25 protein-coding genes are annotated in these 24,076 nt (G+C 39.9%); 10 read left to right on the top strand and 15 right to left on the bottom strand.

Annotation, left to right across the window (positions count from 1 at the left end; all coding sequences use genetic code 11):
- Positions 1–77: 77 nt before the first annotated feature.
- The 3 genes from pepE to G6053_RS09890 all read right to left on the bottom strand — a co-directional run bounded on the left by pepE (position 78) and on the right by G6053_RS09890 (position 1,927).
- Positions 78–788 (bottom strand): dipeptidase PepE, encoded by a 711-nt coding sequence (gene pepE, locus G6053_RS09900; protein ID WP_165306331.1) that lies wholly within the window; start codon positions 786–788, stop codon positions 78–80.
- Between the two features lie 88 nt (positions 789–876).
- Positions 877–1,053, bottom strand: a complete 177-nt coding sequence (locus G6053_RS09895) for an Arc family DNA binding domain-containing protein (protein WP_104382565.1) — start codon at positions 1,051–1,053, stop codon at positions 877–879.
- 10 nt (positions 1,054–1,063) lie between these two features.
- On the bottom strand, positions 1,064–1,927 hold the full coding sequence (locus G6053_RS09890; protein WP_165306330.1) for an SPFH domain-containing protein: 864 nt from the start codon (positions 1,925–1,927) through the stop codon (positions 1,064–1,066).
- A gap of 97 nt (positions 1,928–2,024) precedes the next feature.
- On the opposite strand from G6053_RS09890, the gene G6053_RS09885 reads away from it, so the two are divergent.
- From G6053_RS09885 to G6053_RS09865, 5 genes are all read left to right on the top strand, one after another.
- Positions 2,025–2,507: a DNA-deoxyinosine glycosylase gene (locus tag G6053_RS09885; RefSeq protein WP_108632259.1), complete on the top strand. Its 483-nt coding sequence runs from the start codon at positions 2,025–2,027 to the stop codon at positions 2,505–2,507.
- A 53-nt stretch (positions 2,508–2,560) separates the two neighbouring features.
- Complete coding sequence (locus tag G6053_RS09880) at positions 2,561–3,739, top strand: AIR synthase related protein (protein WP_108632260.1); 1,179 nt, start codon at positions 2,561–2,563, stop codon at positions 3,737–3,739.
- 58 nt (positions 3,740–3,797) lie between these two features.
- A complete protein-coding gene (locus G6053_RS09875; protein WP_165306329.1) occupies positions 3,798–4,235 on the top strand; it encodes a RimK/LysX family protein in 438 nt (145 codons plus the stop codon).
- Positions 4,236–4,294: 59 nt separating this feature from the next.
- On the top strand, positions 4,295–5,230 hold the full coding sequence (gene rimK / locus G6053_RS09870; protein ID WP_108632262.1) for a 30S ribosomal protein S6--L-glutamate ligase: 936 nt from the start codon (positions 4,295–4,297) through the stop codon (positions 5,228–5,230).
- A gap of 160 nt (positions 5,231–5,390) precedes the next feature.
- Positions 5,391–8,135, top strand: coding sequence for a DUF3857 domain-containing protein (locus G6053_RS09865; RefSeq protein ID WP_165306328.1), 2,745 nt, complete (start codon positions 5,391–5,393; stop codon positions 8,133–8,135).
- A gap of 70 nt (positions 8,136–8,205) precedes the next feature.
- Here the strand turns inward: G6053_RS09865 and G6053_RS09860 are convergent, their stop codons facing one another.
- The 5 genes from G6053_RS09860 to thrS all read right to left on the bottom strand — a co-directional run bounded on the left by G6053_RS09860 (position 8,206) and on the right by thrS (position 12,092).
- A complete protein-coding gene (locus G6053_RS09860; protein ID WP_206531915.1) occupies positions 8,206–8,652 on the bottom strand; it encodes a DUF3060 domain-containing protein in 447 nt (148 codons plus the stop codon).
- A 257-nt stretch (positions 8,653–8,909) separates the two neighbouring features.
- The gene (gene rplT, locus G6053_RS09855) at positions 8,910–9,254 is read right to left on the bottom strand and encodes a 50S ribosomal protein L20 (RefSeq protein ID WP_046674462.1); all 345 of its coding nucleotides are present in this window, start codon (positions 9,252–9,254) and stop codon (positions 8,910–8,912) included.
- 99 nt (positions 9,255–9,353) lie between these two features.
- A complete protein-coding gene (gene rpmI / locus G6053_RS09850) occupies positions 9,354–9,554 on the bottom strand; it encodes a 50S ribosomal protein L35 (protein WP_002993964.1) in 201 nt (66 codons plus the stop codon).
- Positions 9,555–9,594: 40 nt separating this feature from the next.
- On the bottom strand, positions 9,595–10,155 hold the full coding sequence (gene infC / locus G6053_RS09845; RefSeq protein ID WP_077435368.1) for a translation initiation factor IF-3: 561 nt from the start codon (positions 10,153–10,155) through the stop codon (positions 9,595–9,597).
- A gap of 11 nt (positions 10,156–10,166) precedes the next feature.
- The gene (gene thrS / locus G6053_RS09840) at positions 10,167–12,092 is read right to left on the bottom strand and encodes a threonine--tRNA ligase (protein ID WP_165306327.1); all 1,926 of its coding nucleotides are present in this window, start codon (positions 12,090–12,092) and stop codon (positions 10,167–10,169) included.
- A 342-nt stretch (positions 12,093–12,434) separates the two neighbouring features.
- Here thrS and G6053_RS09835 point away from each other — a divergent pair, with 342 nt between their 5' ends.
- The gene (locus G6053_RS09835; protein WP_108632265.1) at positions 12,435–13,058 is read left to right on the top strand and encodes a 7-carboxy-7-deazaguanine synthase QueE; all 624 of its coding nucleotides are present in this window, start codon (positions 12,435–12,437) and stop codon (positions 13,056–13,058) included.
- A gap of 102 nt (positions 13,059–13,160) precedes the next feature.
- Here the strand turns inward: G6053_RS09835 and G6053_RS09830 are convergent, their stop codons facing one another.
- The 3 genes from G6053_RS09830 to G6053_RS09820 form a co-directional block, all read right to left on the bottom strand.
- On the bottom strand, positions 13,161–14,408 hold the full coding sequence (locus tag G6053_RS09830; protein ID WP_165306326.1) for a hypothetical protein: 1,248 nt from the start codon (positions 14,406–14,408) through the stop codon (positions 13,161–13,163).
- 144 nt (positions 14,409–14,552) lie between these two features.
- The gene (locus G6053_RS09825) at positions 14,553–15,623 is read right to left on the bottom strand and encodes a Gfo/Idh/MocA family oxidoreductase (protein ID WP_165306325.1); all 1,071 of its coding nucleotides are present in this window, start codon (positions 15,621–15,623) and stop codon (positions 14,553–14,555) included.
- Between the two features lie 28 nt (positions 15,624–15,651).
- A complete protein-coding gene (locus G6053_RS09820; protein WP_165306324.1) occupies positions 15,652–16,242 on the bottom strand; it encodes a phosphatase PAP2 family protein in 591 nt (196 codons plus the stop codon).
- 468 nt (positions 16,243–16,710) lie between these two features.
- Between G6053_RS09820 and hisG the strand changes: the two genes are divergently transcribed.
- On the top strand, positions 16,711–17,562 hold the full coding sequence (hisG, locus tag G6053_RS09815; protein ID WP_165306323.1) for an ATP phosphoribosyltransferase: 852 nt from the start codon (positions 16,711–16,713) through the stop codon (positions 17,560–17,562).
- A 21-nt stretch (positions 17,563–17,583) separates the two neighbouring features.
- The gene (hisD, locus tag G6053_RS09810) at positions 17,584–18,876 is read left to right on the top strand and encodes a histidinol dehydrogenase (protein WP_165306322.1); all 1,293 of its coding nucleotides are present in this window, start codon (positions 17,584–17,586) and stop codon (positions 18,874–18,876) included.
- Positions 18,877–18,968: 92 nt separating this feature from the next.
- On the opposite strand, the gene G6053_RS09805 is transcribed toward hisD, so the two are convergent.
- From G6053_RS09805 to G6053_RS09795, 3 genes are read right to left on the bottom strand one after another with little or no spacing between them, the layout of a single operon-like run.
- The gene (locus tag G6053_RS09805; RefSeq protein ID WP_108632271.1) at positions 18,969–19,883 is read right to left on the bottom strand and encodes a YARHG domain-containing protein; all 915 of its coding nucleotides are present in this window, start codon (positions 19,881–19,883) and stop codon (positions 18,969–18,971) included.
- A 42-nt stretch (positions 19,884–19,925) separates the two neighbouring features.
- Complete coding sequence (locus tag G6053_RS09800) at positions 19,926–20,594, bottom strand: DUF2306 domain-containing protein (protein WP_206531914.1); 669 nt, start codon at positions 20,592–20,594, stop codon at positions 19,926–19,928.
- A 7-nt stretch (positions 20,595–20,601) separates the two neighbouring features.
- The gene (locus G6053_RS09795; protein ID WP_172394580.1) at positions 20,602–21,846 is read right to left on the bottom strand and encodes an ABC transporter permease; all 1,245 of its coding nucleotides are present in this window, start codon (positions 21,844–21,846) and stop codon (positions 20,602–20,604) included.
- Positions 21,847–22,030: 184 nt separating this feature from the next.
- Between G6053_RS09795 and queA the strand changes: the two genes are divergently transcribed.
- On the top strand, positions 22,031–23,080 hold the full coding sequence (queA, locus tag G6053_RS09790; RefSeq protein ID WP_108632273.1) for a tRNA preQ1(34) S-adenosylmethionine ribosyltransferase-isomerase QueA: 1,050 nt from the start codon (positions 22,031–22,033) through the stop codon (positions 23,078–23,080).
- 86 nt (positions 23,081–23,166) lie between these two features.
- Positions 23,167–23,853, top strand: coding sequence for a 2-C-methyl-D-erythritol 4-phosphate cytidylyltransferase (locus G6053_RS09785; RefSeq protein ID WP_165306321.1), 687 nt, complete (start codon positions 23,167–23,169; stop codon positions 23,851–23,853).
- Positions 23,854–23,861: 8 nt separating this feature from the next.
- Here the strand turns inward: G6053_RS09785 and G6053_RS09780 are convergent, their stop codons facing one another.
- The gene (locus G6053_RS09780) at positions 23,862–24,017 is read right to left on the bottom strand and encodes a lmo0937 family membrane protein (RefSeq protein WP_104382583.1); all 156 of its coding nucleotides are present in this window, start codon (positions 24,015–24,017) and stop codon (positions 23,862–23,864) included.
- Positions 24,018–24,076: the final 59 nt, after the last annotated feature.

Below are 24,076 nucleotides of genomic sequence, written 5' to 3'. Positions count from 1 at the left end.
TATTAGATCTAAAATAGGCTGCTGACCGCTTTCGATTTATTGTTAAGCTACGAAAACAGTGCAGATTTTACAAAATCTTAAAAATTAATTAATCCGGGAGCAAGCTCCACAGCTTCACTTTCCGGTCGAAATAAACGGGCTGTCAACGTTCCCTCCAATTTTATTTCTCCTTGATTTACTTTTAGCCAACTACCTTCCCGTAGTCCAATTACGGGTTGTGAATTAAATTGATGAAATTCCTGAATACGGGTTTCCCGTGTTTCTCCTTTATGGGTCGAATTCATGTCCGGATCCAAAAAATGTGGATTAATATTAAAAGGGAGAAATCCCAACGCGTCAAAACTTGGCGGATAAACAATAGGCATATCGTTTGTTGTGCCAATGGTCAATCCGGTCAAATTAGATCCAGCAGAAGTGCCTACATAAGGAGTTCCTTTGCTTACTTGGACGCGCAATTGATGTACAAGATCCAAATCATACAATGTCTTCAACAGCAAGAAAGTATTACCGCCACCGACAAAGATTGCTTTTGCTTCCTGAATGGCCTTTTTCTTGTTCTGAAACTCATGCAATCCGGTAACTTTTATATTTTTATCATCAAGAGCTTCCTGAACCTTGGCCGTATACGCATCAAAAGATATTCCGGATGGTCTGGCGAAGGGAATAAACAGCAACTCATCGGAAGCGATAAATTTCACAAAATCTTCTTTAATGTAATCGAGAAATCCGCTGCCATGAATGGTACTTGTGCTTACGACCAATAAATTGTAGATTGGATTGATCACCATATCTTATTTCTTTAAATTATATAACAAAAAATGTACCTTTTACTTCGTTTGAAGCGAAGCCAAAGGTACATTTTTACTTTCTGATTCTTTATTTTTTATCAGCAGACTTTTTCTCCGCACTCCATCTTTTATTTTCTTGCAGCGCTCTATGTAAAAGATATTCGATCTGCCCGTTAACACTCCTAAACTCATCTGCAGCCCATTTTTCCAATGCTTTGTACATTTGATCGTCAAGCCGCAACATAAAGTTCTTTTTATCTGCCATTTCATTCAGTTTATTGGTACAAAGTACCGGTATTTACAATTGGTGTCGCGGCTTTTTCTCCACAGAGCACCACCATTAGATTGCTGACCATAGCCGCTTTTTTCTCGTTGTCCAATTCTACGATATCTTTTTCAGATAGCTTTTTGAGTGCCATTTCGACCATTCCCACAGCACCATCCACGATTTTAGAGCGCGCGGCAACAATGGCCGCAGCTTGTTGTCTTTGTAGCATCGCACCGGCAATTTCGGATGCATAAGCCAGATGGCTGATTCTCGCCTCTTTAATAATTACTCCTGCAGGTGCAAGACGATCGGCAAGTTCCTGCTCAAGGATATGATTCACCGTATCGCCACCTTCACGCAAAGTGATCTCCGCTCCCTCATCCTCCAGGTTATCATAAGGAAAACTTCCCGCAAGATGCCGTACTGCTGCTTCACTCTGCGTACGTACATAGGAGGTATAGTTACTGACATCATAAGCAGCTTTATAGGTATCCCCTACCTGCCATACGATAACAGCGCCGATCTCAATCGGATTGCCCATCTTATCGTTTACCTTTAATGTCTGTCCTTGCAGATTGTCGGAACGTAAACTGATCTTGATTGTAGAATACAGTGGATTGACAAAAAACAAACCGTTCTCTTTTACAGTACCCACATATCGACCAAAGAAATTCAAAACACGTGAATGATTTGGATTAATAATCATTAATCCCTTCAGGATAAAAAATGTTCCGATCATCAGAATGACGCCAAGTACAACATACAGCGAACTTTCCTCGACGTTGGCAAATGAAAATATGGCAGCTATAAAAGAAGCTACTGCAATTAACAAGGCTAAATAGCCCGACATAGGTTTAATCAATTTTTCCATAATTTGTTAATATATATTTGATATCATTTTAATATCATAAATATAGCAAAAAATAATTCTTATTTCAAAGCCAAAATTATTATTGTTATTTTTGATTATGCTCAAAAGGTCCTTTTTACCACTTGTGAACGCCAATACCAAAACGCTTATCCTCGGATCTTTGCCGGGTGACAGATCATTGGAGCAAAATGAATATTATGCGCATCCACAAAATCGTTTCTGGAAAGTGATCAGACATTTGTATGATAGTCCAAATACGACAGACTATATTGATAAAGTAAATCTGCTGCTTGACAACGGCATAGGTCTGTGGGACGTCTGTGCGGAAGCATCCCGTCCGGGCAGTATGGATTTAGCGATCAAAGATGAAAGCCCCAATCCAATCATCGCGCTCCTGGAGGCAAATCCGGGGATCAAACTCGTAGTCTTTAATGGGCAAAAAGCGTATAAATTGTATACGAAGTATTTTGACGAAAAAGAGAACATACGCTACCTATGCCTCCCCAGTACAAGTCCTGCAAATGCAAAAACAAACTTCGAACAACTCGTCACGCATTGGCGTACGATCATAAGTGATTAAATTACATAAATAAGGTTCGTTAATTCAGCGCTATTGCTTATTTTTGCGCTAAGATGTCAGATTTAAAATACAATCAACGAGGTGTATCCGCTGGAAAAGAGGATGTGCACAATGCGATAAAAAATATCGACAAGGGTCTGTTTCCCAAAGCATTCTGTAAAATCATTCCCGATATTTTGGGTGGAGATCAGGATTGGTGCAATATAATGCATGCTGATGGTGCCGGTACCAAGTCTTCGCTAGCCTATGTCTATTGGAAAGAAACTGGAGATATTTCGGTTTGGAAAGGTATTGCACAAGACGCTATCATTATGAATATAGACGATTTACTCTGTGTTGGAGCGATCGATAATATTCTACTGTCCTCTACAATCGGAAGAAACAAAAATCTTATTCCCGGAGAAGTTATTGCAGAAATCATCAATGGTACAGAAGAAATATTGGCTGAACTTCGTGATTTGGGTATCGGTATTTATTCTACCGGTGGCGAAACTGCTGACGTTGGCGATCTGGTACGCACAATTATAGTTGATAGTACAGTTACATGCCGGATGAAACGGGAGGATGTGATTTCAAATCACCGGATTAAAGGGGGCAACGTAATCGTCGGCTTGGCGTCCAATGGAAAAGCAAGTTATGAAAAAGCTTATAATGGCGGTATGGGCTCCAATGGCTTAACCTCAGCACGTCATGACGTCTTTAACAAAAAAGTAGCGGAAAAATATCCGGAGGCTTACGATCCGGCTGTCCCTTATGAACTTGTTTTTGCGGGGAGTCAGGATTTAACCAATGGCATCACCGTGGAAACAGGCGAAACAGTCACTGCGGGTAAACTCGTCCTTTCACCGACACGTACCTATGCCCCGGTCATCAAAAATATTTTGGATAAGTACCGTTCTCAGATTGACGGAATGGTGCATTGTTCAGGTGGAGCGCAGACTAAAGTGTTGCACTTTGTGGACAATGTACATGTCATCAAAGACAATCTTTTCCCAATTCCGCCACTCTTTGAATTGATACAGAAAGAATCCAATACGGACTGGAAAGAGATGTACAAGGTATTCAATATGGGACACCGGATGGAATTGTATGTACCTGAAGCTATTGCTGCGGATATCATTGCCATTTCGGAGTCATTCGGAATTCCGGCACAAATTATCGGTCGTGTAGAAGACGCCGCTTCTAAAAAAGTAACGATTACATCTCCTTTTGGAGAATTTATTTACGAATAAAACAAGTGTGCACCAATCTATGCGATAAAGATTGGTGCATTTATTCCTTTTGGTATCAATGAAAGAAAAACTTCTCGTGGGCTGGAAAGAGACCCTGGATTTACCTGAATTAGGAATATTTGGCATAGAAGCAAAAGTCGATACCGGCGCTGCTTCCTCGGTTTTGCATTGTAACTCCTATAAAATCGTCAATGAAGATGGTCAGGACTGGATCCATTGCGAACTCATTACCAATTTCGAAACAGAAGAAACCAAAGTTTTAAAATTAAAGCTTTACAAATCAAAACTGGTCAAGAGTTCATTTGGTCAGGAGGAAAAGCGTTATTATATCCGAACTACAGCAAAACTTTACGACCAGGTTTTCAGTATCAAGATTTCATTTCGAAATCGCTCCAAAATGACCTACCCGATGCTTTTAGGAAAGAATTTTCTCTACCGAAGATTTTTGGTTGATGTTTCCAAAGAAAATCTCTCCTTGAAGTCCCCGTCAAAATAAAAACAAATAGCAAAGCTATTTTGTTATCTTAGCACAAAAATATATTCAATATACAAACCGTGAAAATTGCCGTATTATCGACAGTAAAGAGTTTATACTCAACTCGTCGTCTCGTAGAAGCTGCACAACAAAGAGGTCACGAATGTGTTGTCATAGACCACAGTAAGTGTTACGTTGGCATTCAACAAGATAAACCCAGTATTCATTACAAAGGACAGGATCTCAGTGGTATTGACGCGATTATTCCCCGAATAGGCGCTTCGGTCACCTTTTATGGTTCGGCTATTGTCAGACAATTTGAGGTGATGGATGTAATTTCCGCAAATCCAAGTCAAGCTATTACCAGGTCCAGGGACAAATTGAGATGTCTGCAGATCTTGTCCGGTGCCGGCATTGGCCTTCCGATTACGGGCTTTGCACGGACGGCGTCCGATGTTGACGATCTGATCAGTATGGTAGGCGGAGCCCCTTTGGTGATTAAACTATTGGAAGGTACACAGGGGATTGGTGTTGTTTTGGCAGAAACCAAGAAAGCGGCGTCATCTGTTATAGAAGCTTTCTACGGCCTCGGAAACAATATTTTGATCCAAGAGTTTATCAAAGAGTCGAAAGGTTCTGACATCAGAGCTTTTGTGGTCGACGGCAAAGTTGTCGGGGCAATGAAACGTACAGCTAAAGAAGGTGAATTTCGGTCAAACATACACCGGGGCGGAACAGCTCAGGTAATACGCCTAAGCAAGGCAGAAAGAGAAACCGCTATTGCCGCCGCCGCACAATTGGGGCTTACCGTATGTGGCGTGGATATGATTCCCTCGGACCGGGGTCCGTTAGTTCTCGAGGTGAATTCTTCCCCCGGATTGGAGGGCATAGAAAAGGCCACAAAAAAGGACATTGCTTCTGAAATCATTCAATACATCGAAAGACAATATGAATTAAAACAAGCACAAATGCCAAAAGTGGTAAAGAAGAAGAAAAAGAGAGAGAGCAAATTATAAAATTACCGGACTAAAAATTAAAAGGGTTGTTAATGGCTATTGACAACCCTTTTAATTTTTAAAGACGCTAGATTTAATGAAATAAAGATTTCCAAATACTTCCTAAATTCAGCTACCGTTGAGTCCAAATTTTACTTATCTTAGGCTAAATTATGAATTAATGAAAAGATTTAGCCATCTTCTATTAGCTTTCGTACTTGTACTAGCTGCATTTTCCTGGTCTTTTAGCCAAACACCCATTCAAAAAACAGCGTCGCCAACTTGGCTCCGGCCCATTACAAAAAAAGCCATAAAGCCAAATCTGGATGATATTAGCGATGGATATTACTATGAGTTAATCGAAAATCAAATAAACTTAGCTGCCCAAACAAAATATTATAAGGACATAAAAGTATTGTTTGATCAAAGTGGGATCGAAAACCTGGGACAGGTTCAGGTAACCTTTGATCCGCATTTCCAAAAACTTCAATTACATGAGTTGAAGATCATTCGCAACGGGAAAAATATTGACTTACTGCCACAGGCAAAATTCAATCTCCTTGCATCCGAAACAGAGCTTTCGAGGTCCATCTACAACGGAAGTCAGATGGCCCATTATGTCCTGGAAGATTTACGTAAAGACGATAAGATCGTATTTGCCTATTCAATTATAGGTGCAAATCCCGTATTTGAACATAAATTTTTCGACACCTATTACTTACAGGGATATGAACCTACTGGTTTGGTCCATCTCAATTATATTGTACCTAACAGTCGTAAACTTCAATTCAAAAGTTTCAATGGCGCACCTGAAGTACAGCAACAATCCATGGGAAATGCAACAAATTTCTTTTGGGAGCTTACTGAGAACAAAACAGTTCAGTTCGAAAATTATAGTCCAGCCTGGTACAGCCCCTTAAAGTATATCCAATGTTCAGAATTCAATACCTGGCAGGACGTTGACCAGTGGAACCGCAGGATTAATCCCATCCCACAGATAGTTCCTTCAAGTACACTTCAAACTTTCGTCAATCAACTATGGAAAGAGTCAAATGGGCAGCCCTATAACTACTTAAAAAAGGCCTGTGACTTTGTACAAAACGAAATAGGTTATATGGGTATTGAGATGGGAGAATATTCACACCGGGCGAATGTTCCGGAAAAAGTATTTTCGCAGCGCTATGGCGATTGTAAAGATAAATCCATGCTGCTGGCAACAATACTCAAAAATAAGAACATCGACGCAGGACTGGTATTAGCCAATACGTATAAGGACCGAGGACTACAGGAAGAGCTCCCCTCACCTTATGCTTTCAACCACATGGTTGTTGAAGTTAATATCGGAGGACGTTACCAATATATTGATCCAACCATAACCAATCAAGGCGGAGATATCAAAAACAGATATTTCCCCGCTTATGGAAAAGTGCTCTCGACCCTGGGCAATGGAAAACTTGCCGATGTACCGCAGCATGTTGTGGGAAATATTAAAGTCAAGGAAACGTTGACGCTGGAAGGCAAATTCGAAGCTATCCTTGATGTCAAAACAGTCTATTTCGGAAATGAAGCGGACAATATGCGTACTTATTTTCAAGGTAGTGCCAAAAACGATATACAGAAGCAATACCTGGAGTATTATGCGAAAACCTATCCCAAAATCAATAAAATTAGCCATATACAATTCAAAGATGATATTGAGAACAATCGCGTGGAGATCACCGAAAAATACAAAATTAAAAACATCGGAAAAGCAGAAAACGGATCTTCCAAAAAGTATATTTCCCTGTTGGGCACAAATATAAACGACAAGCTACCCGAAATTATGGAGGATCGTATTGCCCCACTGAGCCTGCCGTTCCCTACCGATATCGAGTATGAGATCTACGTCGTTAACAAAGGAAAAAATACATTTGGCAGTCATAAAGACAATAGCTATTTTGACCGCAACGCCTATGTATTCGGAAAGACATTGGAAATAAAGCCAGATAGTATCAAGATTGCTTATACCTTGGGTTTTCACGAACCATTTGTCGAGCAAAAGGATCTGCAACAGTATTATACAGATTTTGCCGATCGTGAGAATATCTTTTTCAATGGTTTTTATCTGGACGCCGACGGATATGTAACAGATGGGATAACTAATCTGGGCACACCGACATCAGCGAAGGAAATGAATTGGTTTACCCTGATCCTAATCATTGTCCTGGTACCAGTCGTCATTTGGTATATTGTTAAAAAGTATAATAAAAGTAAGCCCTTCTTTATCAAGCCATACGACGAAGTTTATTATGAACAAATTGGTGGATGGATGATTGTACTGCTTATCGTACTATTTATAAATATATTGACCCTATCCGGTATATTTTTCTTTCAGCAGTCCTTTTTTAATTTAAATACTTGGCAAGCGGCAGATCAGTTAGATGATGTTTCACCCATTTTATACAAAATTCTGCTGCTATTGGAAATAATCGGTAATGTATTGATACTGGCTGGTTTGATTTATAGCTGTGTCTTACTGATCAAGAAAAGGGACATCTTCGCACAGACCTTCTTTATGGTTGCACTATTTATGGCCATATTCTGTACTATTGATGGAATTGCATCCTATTTTATGTTCAAAAGTTATTTAGATAAAACAGATGGTCCACTCGCACATTACAAAGATACCATAAAAGCGATTTTCTTTTTCTGCATTTGGGGAACCTATGTGTATAATTCTGAACGTGTCAAAGGCACCTGTCTTCGAACATATCACGATAACAACCCTATACCGCGAGCCGTTACTCCTCATCCTTTTGATCAAGATTTTCTAAACCCCTATCGGATACAAAAAGAACAAGATACAGAAATTACATCCGGGGATTATAAAACACAAAGAAATGAATTAGATGATAAGCAGTCTGAAGACAATCAAACTAAAAACTAGATACTATTTTTCAATAAAAAAGGGTTTTGCATGATATCATACAAAACCCTTTTTTTATTGAAATTTTTGATTATTTCATCTTCATAACCATATTATCGGCCCCTTCAGTAGATACCTTTACTTGGCCAGATTTGTTTTTAGTCGATTTGTAGTGAACGTGATTTTTGATACCTTCAATTTGAACGGTTTCGAGAGACCCAATATTAACCATATTGTCTGCGCCCTCTATCGTAACAGTCGACACGTCATTTCCCGTTACGGTATTGCCTTTGCCTTCAATAATAACTTTACTAACATTACCACGTATTACCACCTTATTATCGGCACCTTCTATTTGGATTGTCTCTCCTCCCTTGGCCTCTATTGTCCGGCTGTTACCTACACCCTCAATTGATATAACTTTTCCCTGTTGATCCGACACAGTTTTTATAGGAGCTTTGTAACCTGGCCCTTTAGCCATAACCATACCTCCAAATAACAGAAGTGAAAATCCAAATGCGATCGTTCTTGTTTTCATAATTGCATGTTTATTGCTCTTTGTACAAAAATCAAACCTAATATTGATTGAGAATGGTTATTACATATAGTTTGATAATTTCAGTTGTTTAAAAGAGGGTATAAAGCCTCCGACAAATAAAATACGATGAGCAGCTCCTTGCTATGCGTTCAAATATCGTCCAAAAAACCAGACAGCGTTCAAACGGGTGACAACAAAAAAAGGAGCCTTTGGGGCTCCTTTAATATCTCTAACAAATTGACAGCGGATTAAAAACTCTATTTTACTGCGTCTACAACTGCTTTGAAAGCTTCTGGGTTATTTAAAGCTAAGTCAGCTAAAACCTTACGGTTCAAACCAATGTTTTTAGCATTTAATTTACCGATCAATTGGGAATAAGAAATTCCGTGTTGACGAGCTCCAGCGTTGATACGTTGAATCCATAAAGCTCTAAACTCGCGTTTTTTGGTTTTACGATCGCGGTAAGCGTATTGTAAACCTTTTTCTACTGTATTTTTAGCAATAGTATAAACTTTGCTACGTGATCCAAAGTAACCTTTTGCAAGGCCTAGGATTTTTTTGCGTCTTCTTCTTGAAGCTACTGCGTTAACCGAACGTGGCATATTTTTAAAATTAGTTTGGTAAAAGGTGCCATGTATTTCAATGAACTTACGACCCTGTACCCGGTTAAAAAATTATTATTAAATAAAATCGAATAAAACTTATTTACCGATAGCAAGCATACGTTTAACGTTGCCCATATCGCCATCAGATACATAACTTGTTTGTGTTAAGTTACGTTTACGTTTTGTGCTCTTTTTTGTCAAGATGTGGCTTTTGAAAGCGTTTTTTCTTGCAATTTTACCTGTTCCAGTCAATTTGAAACGTTTCTTTGCGCTGGAATTGGTTTTAACTTTTGGCATAATACTTATAAATTTTATATCAATCTGTTAGAATTCTTAATTATTTTTTAGGAGCCTTTGGAGCTACTGTTAAAAACATACGTTTCCCTTCTAATTTTGGTAAAAGTTCTACTTTACCGTAATCTTCCAGAGCCTGAGCGAAGCGTAACAACAAGATCTCACCTTGATCTTTGTGTACGATAGCACGACCTTTGAAGTGTACGTACGCACGTACTTTTTCACCACTTTCAAGAAACTTAATCGCATGTTTCAATTTGAAATCAAAATCATGTTCACCAGAGTTAGGTCCGAAACGAATTTCTTTGATAACAGTCTGTTTTGCATTAGCTTTGATTTCCTTTTGTTTCTTCTTCTGTTCGTAAACAAACTTACTGTAGTCGATAATCTTACAAACCGGCGGTACAGCATTTGGCGAAATCTCCACTAAATCAAGTTCCAACTCATCAGCCAACTCTAACGCTTTGCGTGTAGGGTAAACTCCTTGTTCCACATTATCTCCTACCAAACGTACTTCAGGTACCTTGATTAACTCATTAATGCGGTGATCTGGTTCTTTCTTTCTCATTGGTGGTCTTGGACCACCGGGTCTTTTTAATGCCAAATGTTTAAAAATTAAACGGTTATTTCCTTAATTAATATATCTCTAAATTCGTCAGCAGTCATAGTTCCTAATTCTACTGAGCCATGTTTACGTACAGAAACTGTGCCATTTTCCACCTCTTTTTCCCCTACAATTAACATATAAGGAAGCTTTTTCACCTCGGCGTCTCTGATTTTTCTGCCCACCTTCTCGTCACGTAAGTCTATCAGTCCGCGAATATCGGAATTATTTAGCGAATTCAAAACATTTTGCGCATATTCTTCGTATTTTTCTGACACTGGCAAGACGATAAATTGCTCAGGCGCAAGCCATAACGGAAATTGTCCCGCACAGTGTTCGATCAATACGGCTACAAAACGTTCCAACGATCCAAATGGCGCACGGTGAATCATTACTGGGCGATGTTTCATGTTATCACTGCCAGTATACTCTAATTCAAAACGTTCAGGTAAGTTATAATCCACCTGAATAGTACCTAACTGCCATTTACGTCCCAGGGCATCCTTCACCATGAAGTCCAATTTCGGACCATAGAAAGCCGCTTCACCATATTCCACGACAGTTGGCAGACCTTTTTCTTCTGCAGCCTCAATGATCGCAGATTCGGCTAAAGCCCAGTTCTCATCAGTACCGATATATTTAGTACGGTTTTCAGGATCACGCAACGACACCTGTGCAGTATAGTCATTAAACCCTAAAGCACCAAATACATAAAGAACCAGATCAATTACCTTTTTAAACTCATCTTTTACCTGATCCGGGCGGCAGAATAAGTGTGCATCATCTTGCGTAAACCCACGTACCCGTGTTAACCCATGTAATTCTCCGGATTGCTCATAACGATACACGGTACCAAATTCGGCAAAACGAACCGGCAAATCTTTATACGAACGCGGCTTTACCTTATAGATCTCACAGTGATGCGGGCAGTTCATCGGTTTCAACAAAAACTCTTCACCTTCAATAGGTGTTTTGATCGGTTGAAAGGAATCCGCACCGTATTTTTCATAGTGACCAGAAGTCACATACAATTGTTTGTGTCCAATATGTGGCGTTACGACTGGCTCATACCCCGATTTCAACTGTGCCTTTTGCAAGAAATCAATTAGTTTTTGACGCAGTGCAGCTCCTTTTGGCAACCATAAAGGCAATCCAGCACCCACCTTTTCAGAAAATGCAAAAAGCTCCAGCTCCTTACCTAATTTGCGGTGGTCGCGTTTCTTTGCTTCTTCAATGAACTTTAAATATTCGGCAAGCTCCGATGCTTTCGGAAAAGTTACACCATAAATACGTGTTAACTGTTTCCGAGATTCATCACCCCGCCAATATGCACCGGCAACATTAGTCAGTTTTATGGCCTTGATAAATCCAGTATTTGGAATATGTGGTCCACGACATAAATCAGTAAACTCACCTTGGGTATAAAAAGTAATCTTTCCATCTTCCAGATCCTTGATCAGATCCAGCTTATACTCATCCCCTTTTTCGGTAAAATAGGCTAAAGCATCCGATTTAGAAACGGCTTTACGTTCAAAGATTTCTTTGCGTTTGGCGAGTTCTAACATTTTGTCCTCGATAGCCTTAAAGTCATCCGAAGAAAATTCGCGATCACCAAAATCAACATCGTAGTAAAAACCTGTTTCGATTGCCGGTCCAATACCGAATTTAATTCCCGGATACAATGTTTCCAGTGCCTCAGCTAGCAAGTGAGCCGAAGAATGCCAAAAAGTAGATTTTCCTTTTGTGTCATTCCAGGTCAACAACTTCACGCTAGCATCTTCTTCAATAGCACGGGCAGAATCCCATACTTCACCGTTCACCTCAGCAGCAAGAACATTTCTCGCTAACCCTTCAGAAATTGACAAAGCAATTTCCGCTGCAGTGATTCCTTTTTGATATTCTCTAACGGAACCATCAGGTAGTGTAATTTTAATCATTTACAACTATGATCTTTATATTGTTAAAAAATAGAAAACACAAAACAACATGTACAATTATGTTATTACACTTATGTTTTCAATAAATAAATTGTGAAACAAATTTAGCAAAATTTCTGGTAATAAACAGTTTTTTTATGATCTCTTGTCCCTTTTTAAGCAATCCTTCGTCTGGTAACACCTAACTCAGAAAAGAAAACAAAAAGCGGCGCTTCCACAAAAAACACCAAATCACCGCTCAATTTTCAACCCTATAAAAATGACATGAATTCCACTGAAAACAACAGTTTAAATTGAGCGTATCATTAATATTTACTACCTTTGCAGACTCAAATTTTAACTATGTCGAATCAAGTACCAGAAGACGGAACACGATTACCTTTGATGGAAGAGTTCTACACCATCCAAGGGGAAGGTTTCCACACCGGGACTGCTGCTTATTTCATCAGATTGGGTGGCTGTGATGTGGGCTGCCATTGGTGCGATGTAAAAGAAAGCTGGGATGCATCTATCCATCCGCTTACAGCGGCAGATTCAATTATTGAAAATGCCAAGAAATATCCCGCTAAAACAGTTGTTATTACAGGTGGAGAGCCATTGATCTATAATTTGGATTACCTCACTAAGGGACTACATGCTGCTGGAATAAAAACTTTTATCGAAACATCCGGCGCATATCCTCTAAGTGGAGAATGGGATTGGATCTGCCTGTCTCCAAAAAAATTCAAAGCACCAAGAAAAGACGTTCTTGATGCAGCCGGAGAGCTCAAAGTGATCGTTTTCAATAAAAGCGACTTTGCCTGGGGAGAAGAATATGCACAATTGGTCGGTCCGAATTGCAAATTATACCTTCAGCCGGAATGGTCCAAATCCAAAGAAATGACCCCGTCCATTATTGACTACGTCAAAGAAAATCCGAAATGGGACATCTCCCTACAGACACACAAATTTCTGAATATTCCTTAAACAGAATATAAAAATAGTGATTACAAAAAAAAGCATTCAATCATCGACATTGAATGCTTTTTTTGTCATAACTGACAGCTGTTTATCTCAATAAACTCTAAATTATTTCACATATTCTTTTATAAATACCTCAAATTCAAGCGTTTTTGTCTCCTCTCCTTCCTTATCCCGTACCAGAACTTTACCGGCACTGTCTACATCCAAAAACAACAGGTTAGGCTGAACAATAATTTTTCCATGCTCATCCAATAATCCTATTTTTCCTTCTTCTGAAAACATCAAATAATTACCCAAAAACTTGCTTATGTTTTCTTTTTTATCCAGTAAAACCTTCCCTTCTTGTGTAACGAGTCCAAAATTTCCATCTTTCTGAAAAATAGCCAATCTTTCTGTTGCCGGAGTAAGCCAGTCAAACCCTGTTTTGTTCACTTTATTCCCCTTTTTATCCAGTAGCCAGAAGTAATTATCCTTATCTGAAACGATGGCAGTCTGATCATTAAAATAAGCTAAGGAAAAAAGTGAACAGGATAGCACTTCCTGTCCCGTTGTGCTCTTTATCCCATAATATTCATCATTCGTTTCCTTGTCTTTCACCATAACCCATTTAAGCGATCTATCCAAAGGAAAAGTATCTTCAAATAAACTCACATCGTCGCCACCCTCCACAGGACCATCACCTGAAATATCAACAACTTTAATATCCTGAGGCAATCGGAAATCTTTTGTACCGGACACGCTAGCCACTTTTATTGTCTCGAAACCCAAATCAGCATTTGCACCTAACGACAATTTTAGCACCGCGCCCGGAAGATCATTGACAAACGAAAAAGCGGTCATATAATAGGTAGGTACCGCTTCCGAATACCAAACGGTGGCTTCAGCCGAATCTGCCTGATTTTTGATAAATAATTTTGCTTTTTTACAGGTCACTCCAGCTACATTTTCAATCTCACCTAGATCTTGCATCCATACATAGGGACCTTCAGATTCTTTCAATCTATTGCTCACAATTTTATAGGATGGGTAATAAGATTCCGCCGTGACAATATCGTCCCCTGCCGAAAAAGAATATGTTTTTGCCAATTTTCTATTCAAAATAGCATGCTCCTTTTGATTAATCACAGCAGAAGAATAATCGGCATCGGCTAAGATCTCAACATTTTTATAAGCCATCTTTCCTTTTAGAAAAGGCTCATAAAACTCTTTCGCAAATTCAGGAATCTCATTTTCAAATTTTTCAGGAGAAATCTCCCCTTTAAACACCAACTCCATCTGCCATTGCTTATCCTGTCCATGTACTATAGGAATGGACAAGCCGAACAACAACGCTACTTTGAATAAATTCTGCATAAGACTGATAAATATGTAGCTAAATAACAAAAGATAGACCAAAAAGCCTATCCTTCCTTTATATTTTTTATTTATTTGTTTTTTATTCCGCTATTTTTTGCAAAGGGGGTAAAAAAAAAGAAATACACCTAAATGAAATGAAAACTATAATATTACCGTTTGCTGGGTTTTCACAGCCTCATCGCAAGCGAGCGCGATGCGTAAACTATTGATGGCGTCTTCCATGGAAGAAGACAGGTCAAGATCCGCTAAGATCGCCTGCTGAAAGAAGCGTTGCTCCCTGTTACACAATTCCTGATGATCTGGTTCATCAGACAAGTTTATCCATTCATCTCCTTTGATAAATCCATTGCGTTCATCTAAATCAGCATAATGCACCCTTAAACTTTCTGTTTGCGTATGCGCTGCGACCGAATCCGATTTGCCTTCGTCACTAGCTTTGTTTGCTACAATGGACACCGATCCCCGGGGGCCGAAAACGTCTTTTACAAAAAATGCATTTTGGCTCACCATAGGGCCCCATCCGGCTTCATACCAACCGACAGACCCGTCCTCAAAATGCAACTGGAGCTGACCATAATTATAGTTCCACGCCGGAATATCGTCAGTGAGTCGGGCACCTATCGCCGAAACACGTACCGGCTTAACGCCTGCCATCTGACACATCACATCAATGTAGTGAACACCACAGTCAACAATTGGACTCAGACTTGACATCAGATTGCGATGAACATTCCACATGTAACCATGGCTTTGTTGATTGAGGTTCATCCGCATGACCAAAGGTTTTCCCATAGTCTTTGCGACCTCGATAAACTTAATCCACGAGGGGTGGTAACGCAGAATATATCCTACCACCAGTTTTTTACCATATTTTATGGCAGCATTCACGACTTCTTCGGCTGAGGTTACATCCTCCGCCAAGGGCTTCTCAATGAAAACATGAGCGCCTGATTCGAAAGCCTTAATCGCGTAGTCCTTATGGGTATCCGGATAGGTCGCAATACAGACAGCATCAGGTTTTGTTTGTTCCAATGCGGACTCGTAGGATTCAAACAAAGGGTATTCGGAACCTAATTCCGCATTAAGTTTATTTTTGCTATCACCTCTAGCAACCAGACCAACGATCTCAAATCCTTCTAGATCATGATAAGCCTTGGCATGAGAAGCACCCATATTACCACAGCCCACCACCAATATTCTAATAACTTGCATCAATTATTCGTTTAAACAAATTTCTATTTTATTTTCTTAATCCATCCAATGCAAAAGCAGAGCCTGCTCCCAACACCGCACCAGCCAGTACATCTGTAGGATAATGCACACCCAAATACATTCTGGAATAGCCAACACTAGAAGCCCAGAGTAATGAAGGAGCAACAACATACCATTTTGAATAGGCACGGGATAATGCGGAAGCTGTCGCAAATGCTGATGAGGTGTGCCCGGAAGGGAAAGAATAGCCGCTGGCTGTGCGAACGGATATAAAGTTTGGATATTTTTTAAATGGCCGGCTCCGTTTGATCAAATGTTTTATTCCCACATTAACTAATGCCGTTACAGCGGTACTACTCGCTACGTAAAGTGCATTTTGACGCATTGCTTTGTCATTATTAACAGCTCCTGCAACTAATAGGCCTACGGGTACAGCCACCTGCACATAGTTATTGATATCAGAAAGCACCTTAAAAGTTTGTGTCTGGGGCTCGGTTCTTGTTTCGGCAATAGACTCCAAAATACGGATATCTAATGTAGAAGCTGGCCTTTCCTGAGCCAGCGTAAAACCAGACAGACAGGTCATCCAGCTTACTAAAATAAATGCTATTCTTTTCATCTATACAGATTCTTTATTATACTTTACTTCATTTAACACAGTAAAACTATGCATGGCACTATAACTATTGAAGTCATCATATCGCTGATGCTTGCGGTTCCTTACCCAGCTCGGCCTATAGGCAATGGAAACTTAAAAAGACTTCATTTGTTAAAAATAAGGAATTTTCTAAGAGTTGTCAGTCTATGTTTCAAACTTTATAGAAAACAGGCAGAAATTTTAGCGATTTAAACCGCCACAGCCTGGATCCTTAAACTTTTTAAAATGATATTTTTGTATTTCCCATTAATTTACTATACATTTGCTATCAGTTATTAATACAAACATGGTCTATACCTACGTACATCATTTTCATTTGCATCATCGCCATTGTGGCGATATGTTAATTTAATGTGTTCTTACGTAGAATACCTTCCCTCTTGTTTGATTTCTTATTATTAATAATTTACTGCTAACATTTATAAAGCGTTGAAAAATCTTAAAATTGCTATCCAAAAATCGGGTAGGTTAAACGAAAAATCTGTTCAATTACTGAAAAACTGTGGTTTAGATTTCGAAAACTACAAAAGCTCCTTAATTACTACTGTGGGCAACTTCCCCCTGGAAATATTATTTCTCAGAGATGATGATATTCCGGGTTATGTCGAACAAGGAATAGCTGATCTTGGTATTGTAGGTGAAAATATCATCGATGAAACCGAATCAAAAGTAGAATATATTAAACGCCTTGGCTTCGGAAAGTGCACCTTAAAACTAGCGATACCGAAAGATAGTTCCATTCAGGACATCAAAGACCTTAACGGCAAAGCAATCGCAACCTCTTACCCTAATATTCTTAAAAATTTTCTTGACGATTACAAAATCAACGCAGATATACGATTGATATCCGGATCTGTTGAAATTTCACCCGGTCTGGGGCTTAGCGACGCAATATGTGATATTGTTTCCACAGGTGGAACATTGAAAAGCAATGGTTTAAAACCTTTTGCAGATGTCAAAAATTCGGAAGCAATTTTGGTTGGACGAAAAGGACTCGAAGGAAACGCAATCCTGGCCGAATTAGTTCAACGCATCGAATCAGTTCTGCTTGCCAAGGAGACCAAATATGTGGTTTTGAATGTAGAGAAGAAAAACCTACCCGCAATCACTTCACTATTACATGGTGTAAAAAGTCCAACTGTAGTTCCATTGGCTGAAGAAGGCTGGGTAGCCGTACACACCGTTATTACGGAGGACGATTTTTGGGATAAAATCAACAAATTAAAAGCTGAGGGTGCGCAGGGTATTGTTGTGATGCCAATCGAAAAAATCATTCTTTAAACTTGACCGATTCTGACGACCATGTTAAAAAAATATGATTACCAATCTTTAAAAGAAGAGGAACGACAACAGCTGGTTGCCCGGAATACAGACCCGAACAACGCAATTCAGGATGTCGTCCAGGATATTATTCAACAGGTACGCATACAAGGTGACACTGTACTTCTTGAGTATGCCGAAAAATTTGATAAAGTACAGCTTGACAAACTCTTTTTGGATGCGGATGACATAGATGACCTAGCGGCAACCATACAGCGCGACCAACAGCGCGCTTTGGAAATCGCATTCCAGAATATCCACCGATTCCATAGCACGCAGCTTAAAAGAGAACGCACGGTCGAGACAATGCCGGGCGTAAAATGCTGGCGGGAAATACGTCCGATTGAAAAAGTAGGCCTGTATATCCCCGGAGGTTCTGCAGTATTGCCGAGCACATTATTGATGCTGGGTATCCCGGCTCGCATCGCGGGATGTAAGGAAATCGTAGTTTGTTCACCGCCACAATCCAATGGAAAGATTAATGGATTTGTCGCTTATTGTTTGAAATTACTCAATATTAAGCGGATCTACCTTGTTGGTGGCGCGCAGGCAGTGGCAGCCATGGCGTTCGGTACGCAATCTATTCCGAAAGTCGACAAAATCTTTGGCCCTGGCAATCAGTTTGTCACCAAGGCAAAGTCAATCATACAAGGATTAACGAATGTTAGTATAGATATGCCTGCCGGCCCATCTGAGGTACTTGTCATCGCTGACGAATCCGCCAACCCCGCATTCGTAGCGGCGGACCTCCTCGCACAGGCAGAGCACGGAGCAGACAGTCAGGCCGTATTAGTTGCGACTTCCACGGCTATAGTAGATGCCGTTAATACGCAACTCGAGACACAATTAACGGTTTTGCCACGCAAGGAACTTGCCTCAAGAGCAATTGAAAACTCCTATGCTGTCACGGTTGGCAACCTCCAGGAGGCCATTCAGTTTTCAAATGAATACGCTCCGGAGCACCTTATCCTTGAAACGGATCAATGGGAATCCCTGACACGTCATATCAGTAATGCAGGCTCGGTCTTCTTAGGACACCTTACCCCAGAAAGTGCCGGCGACTACGCATCAGGCACGAACCATACATTGCCGACATCCGGGTACGCGCGATCCTATTCCGGTGTTTCCGTGGATTCTTTTGTAAAAAAAATAACATTTCAGCATATCAATGAGACCGGACTTCAACAAATCGGATCTACGGTCGAGATACTTGCCGAGCTCGAAGGACTACAAGCACATAAAAATGCTGTTTCCATCCGCAACGAACAGGTATAATCTTGTGGAATTGAAAAAATAAAAAAAAGCGGCCGCACCTTTTACGACCGCTTTTTTACGCTTCTGAATCAGACATAAAATCCATAGGAAAATTACCTTCCGAACGTATCATAATTATCGGTCGCATACTTCTCAAATCTCGTGAGAAGAGCAATATTATCTTTTTCCAACGGACTCAGTTCCGCACTTACATCTTTCGAAACCGGCACGTACCAATCTACCGGATCAAAGAACTGACGAATAGAAGGTTTAGTAAATGCATAACCATGACGTGCGAAAATCGTATTTCGGATAATCTCCAGATCTAATTTTTTTAAGTTTTTCAAGTCTTTCTCTGCCAATTTTTGTTTAGAGGCATTTATACTGAATACTGCCGGGGATGCAGACCGATAATATTCCATCACATAGGTATAAGTCGAATCACCGTCTTGATCTGTCGCTTCTTTCTTTTTCGAATTGATCCAATCGACCAAAGTTCCATATTCCTCATCTTGATTATTTAACATCAAATTGGGATTATAGGCAAACTGTTTCTTTAATAATTTGAAATTTCTTTTTTTAATTTTTACGCTCTGGTCATAGGCAACCCAGTTACCGATCAATGTATCATCCCTCAGTTTTATTTCAAAACGACCATCTGATTTTTTATCCCCAGGTTCATCTAACAGTAGCTGCATGGCATTCCCCTCGCCCTCAAGTTTCCCCGTCAGCGAACGTAGGTTCCCTTTGACCACATTCTGACCAAAAACATTCCCTTTATCGGTAATTTTTTTTATGGTCAGGTTTATTTTTGGATTATAATCTGTCGTTGGAAGGCCCTCTCCATCTTCAAGTAAATTTTCATCGATCACAAAATCGCCCACCCAATTGCCATAAAGCTCCTGATGCGCTTCACGCTCGAGAACAACGGAATCTTTTGCTTTAGGCTCAAGGGCCTTCTTATTTGTTCTATCCTTACAACCGATCAGGGCAGAAAGCGCTAACAATAAATAAATATTCCTTTTCATTTTATTATAATTTGTTTTATTAAATAAATGAGTTCATGCCATTTATAAGTCGGGTAGACCATAATGGTTTTGTAAATTATGATTTTTTCGATAAATAATAAACTCTACAAGTAATAAATTAGGAACCCAGCCCAACCAGGCGATAATCTGATAAAGATCCATCGGATTGGGATGAAAGAGATAGACCAAAATCACCTTCCAAAAGCGTAATGTAAGTGCTGAACAGGTCAGGGCAAAGCTCCGCAGCATAAAATCACGGTGAAGATTAATTTTTCTCTGAACTGCCAGACGCACTGCCTGCCATGTAAAATAGAACCATCCCAGTGCGAGCAACTCAAACGAAATGATTGCAAATACCCCGCCGTTGGCGACAGAGCCAATCAAAGCACCAGAAGGTGCTGCAAATCCCAAAATACTGACGACATACATGTAGCCGATCGTCCGGTGTAGTCGGGGGCGTTTCTTCAGTAAGCCTAAATTAAATTGGGTAAAACCAGCGGGCAAAGCAAGGATTGCGGTGCAGACATGGGTGTAAAAAGCATACTTGTACCACCAAAGCTCCTCAATTTCAGTTTGTTTTATCATGAGAAAATTTGCATCTAATGCAAAACTGTGGTAGCGCCAAGTAATTTCCGCCATCAGCGTACAGCTGTAAGCAAAAATCAAAAGCCAAAATCCATTCAATATCGAAATTTGGACTTTTTTTTCCATGACAAGTTTATTTACTACGAATTGCTTCGACAGGATCCAACCGCGAGGCCATTAAAGCCGGAACTATCCCTGATATTAGGCCAATAAAGGTCGAAAGAGAAACCGTAAGAATAACCATCTTTAAGCTGACAACAATGGCCACGCCAGTCGCCAATTGAACGATAAAAGCCAGAAAATAGACAACGACAAGACCTATCCCGCCCCCTAGTAAACAAAGCACGATAGACTCAATGAGAAACTGCGATAAGATGAAGAAGTTTTTAGCGCCTAATGCTTTTTGGATTCCAATAATATGTGTTCGTTCCTTGACGCTGACAAACATGATATTCGCGATACCAAAACCACCAACTAAAATAGAAAAAATACCAATGGAAAAACCAGCAAGATTGATGATACCAAAAAGCTGATCCAAAGCGCCCGTAATCATCGTTGTCTGGTTAATGGAAAAGTTTTCTTCACGTTGCGGGGCAATGCGACGGATCGAACGCATCAATGTTTTTGCTTCACTTTCCGCCTCCCCCAAGGTATAATTCGACTTGATCACCATGGCTATACTCGGCGAGAAATTATCATAATTGACGAGATTGCGGGCCAATTCAAAAGGAATAAAAGCCGTATCATCAGGCGATGTATTGATCAATACACCGTTACCTTCTTTTTTTAACACGCCGATAACCTGAATCTTTCTGCCCAACATACTGATATACTTCCCTACGGGCTCCTCATTTGGAAAAAGACCCTCTGCGATGTTGGCTCCTAATACCGTTACAAGAGCGCCACTTCTGGATTCACTTTCGGCAAAGTATCGACCGTCAACAATATTTAAGTTTTGGATATATAGATTTTCATAGGTAGCAGCATTTACGGAAGAGCCTTGGGCCGAATTATTCTTATATTTAATCGTCGTATTGCCGATATTGATCATATACGCCATATACTCGGCCGTGGTCATACGACTTCTTAAATCCTGGTAATTATTATAGGTAGGTTCGGGCCTATTCAAATATTTCCACCAAGGATAATTGGGACCGCCATCCCAGGGCCATTTTTCGATATAAAGCGTCTTACTGCCGATCTTCTTGACAGATTCCTCAATATTATTTCGTAAGGTATCTACCGCTGAAAACACACCTATAATGGTAAAAATACCGATGGTCACGCCCAGCAAGGAAAGCAAGGTACGTGTACGATTGTCCTTTAATGCCGAAAACGCAAACTGACAACTTTCCAATATTAATCGAAGGAATAACATAATTGCATTCTAAAATACAATATAGTTTTGATTTAATGTCAAAATCAATAAAAATATATGTATAAATTAGAAATAAGGCCTTTTGATACCCAAAAAAGTTATAACTTTGTATGCTTTTTGCAACCTAGTATTTAGTGCACTGTAATGCACTGAAAGGCAGACATTAATATATATATCATTAAAGATGAAGTTATCTCAATTTAAATTCAACTTACCAGAATCACTACTTGCTTCTGAACCTTCTGAAAATCGTGACGAATCGCGTTTGATGGTCTTACATCGGGATACTGGTAAAATTGAACACAAAATTTTCAAAGATGTATTGGACTATTTTGACGATAAAGACGTCATGATATTAAACAATACAAAAGTTTTTCCAGCGCGCCTATATGGTAATAAAGAAAAAACTGGAGCTACGATTGAAGTTTTCTTGTTACGCGAATTGAACAACGAGCTTCGTCTTTGGGATGTATTGGTTGATCCCGCACGTAAAATCCGTGTTGGCAACAAATTATATTTCGGTGATGATGACCTATTGGTCGCCGAGGTTGTTGACAATACGACTTCACGTGGACGTACAATCAGATTCCTATTCGAGGGTACCGACGAAGAATTCCGTCGCAACATTGAGATTTTGGGTGAAACGCCACTTCCTAAATATATCAAACGTAAAGCAACTCCAGAGGACAAATTCCGTTACCAAACTATTTATGCCAAAAATGAAGGCGCTGTTGCAGCACCTACAGCCGGTCTTCACTTTTCCCGTGAATTAATGAAGCGTTTGGAACTTAAAGGTGTGGATTTCGCCGAAGTTACATTACATGTGGGTCTTGGCACCTTCCGTACTGTCGAAGTGGAAGATTTGACTAAACATAAAATGGATTCGGAGCAATTCATTATTACAGATGAAGCTGCAAAAGTAGTGAACAAGGCAATTGACAATAAACGTCGCGTATGTGCTGTTGGAACCACATCCATGCGTGCGATTGAATCCTCTGTGTCCGCAGATCATCACTTAAAGGCTGCTTCAGATTGGACAAGTAAGTTCATCTACCCTCCTTATGATTTCAGCATTGCAAATTCAATGATTACCAATTTCCATACACCGGAATCTACGTTATTGGTAATGATCGCAGCATTCGCGGGATATGAGAATGTAATGAATGCCTATGAGGTTGCTGTAAAAGAAAAATACAGATTCTACAGCTACGGGGATGCGATGTTGATCATCTAAACAGAATAGATTAAAAAATAGCTTGAAACGTGGGTAGCTTGTAAACTATCCACGTTTTTTTAAATAAAAACACGCCATATCTGTCTATGAACTTTGTCATTATCGTCGCCGCCGGAACCGGAAGTCGTATGAACAGCGACTTACCGAAACAGTTTCTTGATTTAAACGGTGTACCGGTGATTATGCATACCATCGATCATTTTCATCAGTCATCAGCGATTTCCGAGATTATCTTGGTCATCAGCAAAGAAATGGAGCAATTCTGGACAGATTTATGTCTAAAACAGCATTATCGCACGCCAGTTCATTTGGCTTTTGGCGGTGATACTCGTTTCGCAAGTGTAAAAAATGGCCTTGCATATATCCAGAAAAATTTTGAATTAGGAACAAATGATTATATTGCCGTCCATGACGGTGCCCGTCCCATTGTCTCTAGTTCTTTAATTGCTCGGGCATTCCAGGGGGCATACGAACATCAAGCCATTGTCCTAGCGCAAAAGAGTATTGAATCGGTCCGGACCGGCAACAGTACATCAAATAATGCCATCGATCGAAATCAGGTTTGGTTGGTACAGACCCCTCAGGTATTCCATGCTGACTTGCTAACACGAGCCTACTGCCAAAAAGAGGATCCTCTGTTTACAGATGATGCCTCAGTGGTCGAAAAACTGGGCAATCGCATTGCTATTGTTGAAGGCGATGCTAAAAATATTAAAATCACCTATCCACAAGATCTACAAATTGCCCAGTTTTATTTGAACCTGATTAAATAGTGAATTGATTATGCGTTACCCCGAATGACGCGCAACAGCACGACAATAATGGCAATGACCAAAAGGATGTGGATAATGTTGTTTCCGGCTGCATAACCTCCAAAAAAACTGATCGCCCAGATGATCACTAAAATAACGGCGATGATGTACAATAAGTTTCCCATTTCTTTATAATTTAATACCTTATTCTGTTTTATATAGGTATAACAACAAGAAATGCACT

It is taken from the genome of Sphingobacterium sp. DR205 (genome assembly GCF_011064245.1).
GTDB classification, from domain to species: Bacteria; Bacteroidota; Bacteroidia; order Sphingobacteriales; family Sphingobacteriaceae; genus Sphingobacterium; species Sphingobacterium athyrii.
This window is presented reverse-complemented; position numbering and strand designations above follow the sequence as displayed.